The organism is Paenarthrobacter sp. RAF54_2, from assembly GCF_052113945.1.
In the GTDB taxonomy this organism is placed as follows: Bacteria; Actinomycetota; Actinomycetes; order Actinomycetales; family Micrococcaceae; genus Arthrobacter.
On the sequence record NZ_JBFRDV010000032.1, the window covers coordinates 41870 to 49881 of the forward strand.

Sequence of the window (8012 nt, forward strand, 5' to 3'; positions counted from 1 at the left end):
AATGGGCGGGGCTTGTTGCCTCGTTAGCTGAGTCGTGCGCTTTACGCGGTAGGAGCGATCTCCGGGATCCGCGGCTTGGCGTTGCCTGCAAACGTGAACTTGGCGTCGTCGCCTTCGCCGTCCACATCCACCACCACGATGTCACCGGAGTGCAATTCGCCGAAGAGGATCTTCTCGGAGAGCTGGTCCTCGATCTCGCGCTGGATGGTGCGGCGCAGAGGCCGGGCACCCATTGCGGGATCGTAGCCACGAGTGGCCAGAAGAACCTTTGCTGCCGTGGTGAGCTCGATGCCCATGTCCTTGTCCTTGAGGCGACGCTCCAGGCGGGTAACGAACATGTCCACGATCTCGATGATCTCGTCCTGGGTGAGCTGCGGGAACACCACAACATCGTCAACACGGTTGAGGAACTCGGGGCGGAAGTGCTGCTTGAGCTCCTCCGTGACCCGGGCACGCATCCGGTTGTAGCCAGTCTGGGTATCCGTGCCGGACTGGAAGCCGGTAGCGACGCTCTTGGAGATGTCGCGGGTACCCAGGTTGGTGGTCATGATGATCACGGTGTTCTTGAAGTCCACCACGCGGCCCTGGGAGTCGGTCAGTCGGCCATCTTCCAGGATCTGCAGGAGCGAGTTGAAGAGGTCCGCGTGGGCCTTCTCAACTTCGTCGAACAGGACCACGGAGAACGGACGGCGACGAACCTTCTCGGTGAGCTGGCCGCCTTCTTCGTAGCCAACATAGCCCGGAGGTGCACCGAAGAGACGCGAAACCGTGTGCTTCTCGGAGTACTCGGACATGTCCAGCGTGATGAGGGCATCCTCTTCACCGAACAGGAACTCGGCAAGGGCCTTGGCGAGCTCGGTCTTGCCAACACCCGTAGGCCCGGCGAAGATGAACGAGCCACCGGGACGCTTGGGGTCCTTCAGGCCTGCACGTGTACGGCGGATAGCCTGGGACAGGGCCCTGATTGCCTCGTCCTGGCCGACGACGCGCTTGTGCAGTTCGTCTTCCATCTTGAGAAGCCGCGAGGACTCTTCCTCGGTGAGCTTGAAGACGGGGATGCCGGTGGAGTTCGCAAGAACCTCGGCTATCAGGTCTTCATCAACCTCGGAGATGTCATCCATGCCGCCGGACTTCCAGTTGCGTTCCTTCTCAGCGCGTTCGGCAATGAGCTTCTGCTCTTTGTCGCGCAGCGAAGCGGCACCCTCAAAGTCCTGGGCGTCGATGGCGGATTCCTTCTCCATCTTGACGTCGGCAATGCGCTCGTCCATGGCCTTGAGCTCCGGCGGAGCGGTCATGCGGCGGATACGCAGGCGTGCACCGGCTTCATCGATGAGGTCGATCGCCTTGTCCGGCAGGAAGCGGTCCGAAATGTAGCGTTCGGCCAGCTGCGCGGCTGAGGCGAGGGCGCCGTCGGTAATCGTTACGCGGTGGTGTGCCTCGTAGCGGTCCCGCAGGCCCTTCAGGATCTCGATCGCGTGAGCGACGGAAGGCTCCTTGACCTGGATCGGCTGGAAGCGGCGCTCAAGGGCAGCGTCCTTCTCAATGTGCTTGCGGTACTCGTCCAACGTGGTGGCACCAATGGTCTGGAGTTCACCACGGGCAAGCATCGGCTTCAGGATGGATGCAGCATCGATCGCACCTTCAGCAGCACCTGCACCAACGAGGGTGTGGATCTCGTCAATGAAGAGGATGATGTCGCCGCGTGTGCGGATCTCCTTGAGGACCTTCTTCAGGCGCTCTTCGAAGTCGCCACGGTAGCGCGAGCCGGCAACCAGTGAACCAAGGTCCAGCGTATACAGCTGCTTGTCCTTGATGGTTTCCGGGACGTCGCCGCGGACAATTGCCTGGGCGAGGCCTTCGACGACGGCAGTCTTACCGACGCCGGGCTCACCGATGAGCACTGGGTTGTTCTTGGTACGGCGGGAGAGGACCTGCATGACGCGTTCCATCTCCTGCTCGCGGCCGATCACGGGATCGAGCTTGTTCTCGCGGGCAGCCTGGGTGAGGTTGCGTCCGAACTGGTCCAGTACCACCGAACCTGCCGGGGTTCCCTCCGGCTGGCCCTGGCTGGAACCCGAACCCGCGGTTTCCTTGCCCTGGTAGCCGGAAAGCAGCTGGATGACCTGCTGACGGACCCTGTTGAGGTCCGCACCAAGCTTGACCAGTACCTGGGCAGCAACGCCTTCGCCCTCGCGGATGAGACCGAGCAGGATGTGCTCGGTTCCGATGTAATTGTGGCCGAGCTGCAGTGCTTCGCGGAGCGAAAGCTCAAGCACCTTCTTGGCGCGCGGGGTGAAGGGGATGTGCCCGGATGGAGCCTGCTGGCCCTGGCCGATGATCTCCTGCACCTGTTCGCGGACGCCATCGAGCGAAATGCTCAGGGATTCAAGCGCCTTGGCGGCAACGCCTTCACCCTCGTGGATCAGACCCAAGAGGATGTGCTCGGTACCAATGTAATTGTGATTGAGCATCCGTGCCTCTTCTTGGGCAAGGACAACCACGCGACGGGCACGGTCCGTAAATCTCTCAAACATTTCGCCACACTCCTAGCTACGACGTACTTTGATGCTACGTGCCGGAGCCCGACTTTTGGAGCGTGTTCGCCACAGGGGAAACATGACGCCCGGCGGAATAAACCTGGCACCCCCCTCGCAGCCGGGATGCCCGCCCGCGGAACGCCTGTCGCATACCCGTGCCGGCCTCGTGAAGGACGTGGTCACGCCTCCTGAAGGATGTGGTCAGCCGTCCAGGGCAGCGGCAGGACTCGAGCCGCTCGGCTTGGCCAGTCGTTTTGACCACACACTTTGACCAGTCCCAAAAGGGCCGGATAATCCCCACTCCAGGCGCCGGAAGGATTCACGGAATATTCCAAGACCTGGTCCAGGCACCCCTGGGAAGGCTTGGCAACAAACTACGGGCTTAAAAACCTAATGCCCCGGCAGAAGCTGCCGGGGCATTGAAGGCGGGTGAATCAGGAATTGGCCTTCTGGTACGCTTCCTGAATTTCAGCCTGAATACGTCCGCGACTGTTTACGGTGTAACCGTTGTCACGAGCCCATTGACGGATCTGTGCCGAATCCTGGTTTCGAGTGGCAGTCGCACGGCCACGTGTTGCACGGCCCGAAGAGGTCTTCCTGGCCTTGGCTACGTAGGGCTCCAGTGCTTTGCGCAAAGATTCTGCGTTAGCGGTGGACAAGTCCATCTCGTAGCTAACGCCGTCCAGCCCGAAACGGACAGTTTCGTCCGCTGACCCTTCATCCAGGTCATCGACGAGGATGATTTTAACTTTCTGTGCCATGAGTAGCCTCTCTTTTGGAGGGTTGGATAATCAGAAATTTGAGGGTTCCTATTCCTGATTATCGTTCACGCCAAGCACACACGTCAAAGGCACATTTGGGTTTCCTGCTAAGGACACCCAATTTGCAGCCTATTTAGCTGCCGGGCCTTCACTCTCAGGGCCGGAATTGCGCAAATTGGCCTCTGCTTGGGCGCGGGCCTCTGCTTGCCGCTCGGATTTGTCCGCATTGAAGATGGACTTCATGGCAAACCAGAAGATCAAACCAACAACGACCGATGGCGCCAGGACTGCGATGTATTCCATGATCAGTGTCCTTCGGGCTTAAGTAAGGGGAACAGAATGGTTTCGCGGATACCTGCACCGGTGAACAACATGACAAGGCGATCGATGCCGAGCCCGATGCCACCCATGGGCGGGGCACCGTATTCAAGGGCGCGAAGGAAGTCTTCGTCGAGTTGCATGGCCTCAACGTCGCCAGCCGCAGAACGGCGTGACTGCTCCGTAAGCCGTTCGCGCTGGATAACGGGGTCAATGAGTTCAGAGAAAGCCGTGCCGCGCTCCATGCCCCCGATAATCAGGTCCCATGCCTCGATCAGCTGGCCGTCTTCGCGATGGGGACGCGCAAGCGGCTGAGCCGACGGCGGGTAGTTGTAAACGAAAGTCGGATTCAGCAGTGTGGGCTCCACAATCTCGCCAAAGAGCTCAACCACGATCTTCTCCGCGTCCCACTGCGGGTCCACCTTGACCTCGTGCTTGGCAGCAATGGCCAGCAGTTCCTCCACTGTGGTGTCGGGAGTGACTTCAACGCCAACCGCTTCAGAAAGCCCCGGGTACACCGCAACCCAAGCCCATTCGCCGTCGAGGTTGATCTCGCCTGCATCCGTCTGAATGGTACGGGTGCCAACCACGTCCGCCACGTTGAGGATGATTTCTTTCATGCGCTCGGCCATGACGAACTGGTCAGCCCAGGCTTCATAGCACTCAAGGGTGGTGAATTCGGGGCTGTGCGTGGAATCGACGCCTTCGTTCCGGAACACCCGGCCCATGTCGTAGACGCGATCGATGCCACCCACTACCGCGCGCTTCAGGAAAAGTTCCGTAGCGATGCGCAGGGTCATCTTCTGATCGAACGCGTTCATGTGCGTCTCGAACGGACGGGCCGTAGCACCACCATGGACCAGCTGCAGGATGGGGGTCTCCACCTCGACGTAGCCGTGGCGGTCAAGGGTGTCGCGGACAGACCTAGTGATGGCAGCACGCTTATAGACCATCTCGCGGGCTTCATCGCGGACCATGAGATCCACGTAGCGCTGGCGAACACGGGTTTCTTCGTTGAGTTCCGCGTGCAGGACCGGGAGCGGGCGCAGGGCCTTGGAGGCCATGGACCAGGAATCGGCCATGACGGAGAGCTCGCCGCGGCGGGAGGAAATCACCTCGCCCTTGATGAAAACGTGGTCCCCCAGGTCAACCAGGGCTTTCCAATCGGCCAGCGCTTCCTCGCCCACGTTGGCCAGGCTCAGCATTGCCTGGAGACGGACGCCCTTGCCGTCAACGCCACCTTCCTGGAGGGTAGCGAAGCAGAGCTTGCCAGTGTTGCGCACGAACACGACGCGGCCGGTGACGCCTACGATGTCACCGGTGGTCTCGTCGGCTTCCAGGTGCGCATACTTTTCGCGGATCTCGCTCAAGGAATGCGTCCGCTCAACGCCCACAGGGTAGGCCTCTGTACCACGTTCGATCAGCTTGGCGCGCTTGTCCATGCGAATACGCATCTGCTCGCTGGCATCGATGGGCTCTGCGGAGGTGTTCAGGGCTGGGGTGTTTGCGGAAGTCACAGTCCTTAAGTTTACCGGTCATTACGGGCCTCTGATTCCGGACATAGACTCGGGCTGTGGAGACGTGGACAGTTGAAACGGACGACGGCGGCGGGCAGCTTGAGGTGCACACGTTCCGGCCGGCGTCGAAAGCCTCGATTCCCGGTTCGCGCGCACCTGCGGAACCGTCCGGCGTCGTCGTGGTCCATGGCACTTTGGTGACCGATTCCCTTTACTGGCCCTTTGCGCGGACCTTGAGCCTCATGCTCGGGCGGCCGGTTCATTGCTACAACCGGCGCGGCCGGGGCCACTCAGCGCCGCAACCGCCCGGATACTCCGCTGACACCGAGATCGCCGACCTTCAGGCGGTGATGCGGAAGACCGATTCACGGGACGTCGTGGCGCACAGTTATGGCGGTTTCGTGGCGCTCCAGGCGGCGCGCAGCACCAGGATCAACCGCTTGGTCACCTACGACGCCGCTGTCTCGCTATCAGGAAATCTCCATGGTCGGTGGCGTCCGGAATTGGAAGCCGCAATTACGGCAGGCCAACTGGACCACGCATGGGCCCATCTGGTGCAGGGTCTGAGAACTGCCGGTCCCATCTCCTACCTGCCGATGGGCGCCTTGCGGATGCTGAGCATCCTCTCTGCACAGACGCGGCTGGGTTCGGAGATGCGCTCCCTGTTGCCCACCGCCGTCGCCGAAATGCGCGCGGTCCTCGATGCCGACGCGCATCTTCACGATTTCACCTCGCTCGTGACTCCGACACTCATGCTTAGCGGCGGCTGGAGTCCGTCCTACTTCGCCGAAACCGGACGCACCCTTGCTGGAGCGGTTCCAGTCATCGACTTCGCTATTGTGCCGTTGCAGTTCCACGAAGGTCCTCTTCGGCCAGGCAGGCGGCTTGCAGCCCGAATCGCCCGCTTCCTTTCAGGAGGCACAGCCCCAATGCCAGCGCGCCCTAGGATAAAGCGGTGAGGGAACGCACCATCAAAACGCACGACGGCGGCAAACTCGCGTTATACAGCTACGGCGCGGAAGACGCACCCGGGGAGCGCCGTGTGGTTCTGATCGGCGGCGCATTCCTCACGGCCCTGATCTATCGTCCCTTCTCCATCGCCCTCGCGAAGGGCCTCGGAGATGCGTGGGCCGTGGACGTCTACGATCGCAGGGGCCGCGGCGGCTCCAGCGATCAACCACACAACTACTCCATGGTCACGGAAATTGCGGATGTGCGCACCATCATGGATGCCACCGCTGCCAGGAACATCCTCGGCCACAGCCTGGGCGGGTCGGTGGCCCTCAACGCTGCGCAGGCATTTGCCGGCACAAGACACCAACCGGACAGGCTCGCCGTTTACGACGCCGCAGTTAATATCGACGGGAGCATGGACACGGATTGGATGGCAGGCTTCGAGGACTCCGTGAACAAGGGCAACATCAACGTAGCGCTTGCCCGCATGAAGCGTGGAATGCATCCCGGAACTGCCCTGGCCCGCGTCCCTGAACCCATACTGGTGGGTCTCATGGCTGTAGTCTCGCGAACCAAGGTCAACACAATGTTCCGTGAACTCATGCCATCCGGCGTCGGAGAACTCAAGGCTGCGTTCGAAGCCACGGAAACTCCGCGCGACTTCTCCGTCCTACCTCCCGGCACCCATTTCATGGTGGGCAAGAAGAGTCCCCAATACTACAAAGTGACGGCCGCGCGTTTGCACGCGGCCGTTCCAGGAAGCACCCTTGAAGTATCGCCAAAGGGCTTCCACGGTTCCGTTCCAGCCGCCGTGAAGGAACTAGTCATGGACATTTCGGACTACTTCAAAAGCTGATTGTTATCCACATAACGTCCTGCATGCTGCCTGCGTTCAGGTGGCTCGGTTAGGCTCAAGACATGACGCGCGAGATCATCACCACAACGGACGGCGGACACCTCGAAGTACTCACCACAGGCGGTGACCTGGCGGCGGCAGGCTCGGGTATTGTGGTCGTGCCCGCCTCAATGGTGACGGCCTCTGACTACACACGTTTCGCGCAGAAACTGAGCGAGTCCCTCGGGCGGCCCGTACATACGTTTAACCGCCGCGGTCGCGGTGAATCATCCCCCCAGCCCGAGGACTACACCCTCGAAGCCGACATCCGGGATCTCGACGCGGTCATGAAACACACATCCAGCACAGACGTTTTCGGGCACAGCTTCGGCGGTGCTGTTGCGTTGCACGCGGCGCGAACCTTACCCGTGGAGCGACTCGCCGTTTACGATCCCGCCGTGTCCGTCAACCACAGCGTCAAAGCCGACTGGACGCCGGAATATGAACGCGCGACGGCGGCAGGAGACTACGATCGCGGACTCGCCGTTCTCATCAAGGGAGTAGAGACAGGAGGCGCGTTTGCGCGCATGCCCCTGTCCATGTTGACGCTCGCGACGAAGCTGACGGCCGGAACACCCATGGGTAAGCAGATGCGGGAACTGATGACGTGCGGAGTCCGGGAAATCAAGGCAGTCATCGCTGCCGACATGCCCGCCGAGCCGTTCCTTGAACTGCCCCTGGAAACACTGATCGTGGTGGGCGAGAAAAGCCCCGCATACTTCGGTGTAGCGTGCGGCCAGATCCACGATGTCCTGTCCGGCTCCAGCTACACCATCCTCCCCGGGTTCGGGCACGACGGCCCAAACAAGGCGCCCGACAAGCTCATCGCAGAGTTGTCTGAGTTCTTCTCGGGCTAGGGGAGTTCGCCTCAGGGGTGGGCTTTCCCACCTTGCCGTGTCTGGTTTGTTGGTTAAATGGGGGAAGCCCCGACCGTCGTGGTCGGGGCTTTCCCTGTTAATGATTGTCCGGCGGTGTCCTACTCTCCCACACCCTCCCGGGTGCAGTACCATCGGCGCTGTGGGTCTTAGCT

Annotated in this window: 7 protein-coding genes; 3 read left to right on the forward strand and 4 right to left on the reverse strand. The window is 61.1% G+C overall.

The annotated features are described in order from the left end of the window. Positions 1-41 precede the first annotated feature (41 nt). From AB4Y87_RS23345 to lysS, 4 genes are all read right to left on the reverse strand, one after another. Complete coding sequence (locus tag AB4Y87_RS23345; RefSeq protein WP_442006626.1) at positions 42-2534, reverse strand: ATP-dependent Clp protease ATP-binding subunit; 2493 nt, start codon at positions 2532-2534, stop codon at positions 42-44. A 437-nt stretch (positions 2535-2971) separates the two neighbouring features. After that, positions 2972-3298: a histone-like nucleoid-structuring protein Lsr2 gene (locus tag AB4Y87_RS23350; RefSeq protein WP_223947524.1), complete on the reverse strand. Its 327-nt coding sequence runs from the start codon at positions 3296-3298 to the stop codon at positions 2972-2974. Positions 3299-3427: 129 nt separating this feature from the next. Next, the gene (locus tag AB4Y87_RS23355) at positions 3428-3601 is read right to left on the reverse strand and encodes a hypothetical protein (protein ID WP_442006627.1); all 174 of its coding nucleotides are present in this window, start codon (positions 3599-3601) and stop codon (positions 3428-3430) included. A gap of 2 nt (positions 3602-3603) precedes the next feature. Continuing rightward, a complete protein-coding gene (lysS, locus tag AB4Y87_RS23360; RefSeq protein ID WP_442006628.1) occupies positions 3604-5133 on the reverse strand; it encodes a lysine--tRNA ligase in 1530 nt (509 codons plus the stop codon). 56 nt (positions 5134-5189) lie between these two features. On the opposite strand from lysS, the gene AB4Y87_RS23365 reads away from it, so the two are divergent. The 3 genes from AB4Y87_RS23365 (at position 5190) to AB4Y87_RS23375 (ending at position 7839) form a co-directional block, all read left to right on the forward strand. Beyond that, on the forward strand, positions 5190-6092 hold the full coding sequence (locus tag AB4Y87_RS23365; RefSeq protein WP_442006629.1) for an alpha/beta fold hydrolase: 903 nt from the start codon (positions 5190-5192) through the stop codon (positions 6090-6092). Further along, on the forward strand, positions 6089-6943 hold the full coding sequence (locus tag AB4Y87_RS23370; protein WP_442006630.1) for an alpha/beta fold hydrolase: 855 nt from the start codon (positions 6089-6091) through the stop codon (positions 6941-6943). The genes AB4Y87_RS23365 and AB4Y87_RS23370 overlap by 4 nt, the downstream gene beginning before the upstream one ends. A 62-nt stretch (positions 6944-7005) precedes the next feature. After that, positions 7006-7839 carry an alpha/beta fold hydrolase gene (locus AB4Y87_RS23375; protein WP_431117459.1) on the forward strand — a complete coding sequence of 278 codons (834 nt, stop codon included), beginning with the start codon at positions 7006-7008 and terminating at the stop codon, positions 7837-7839. The last annotated feature ends 173 nt before the right edge of the window (positions 7840-8012 follow it).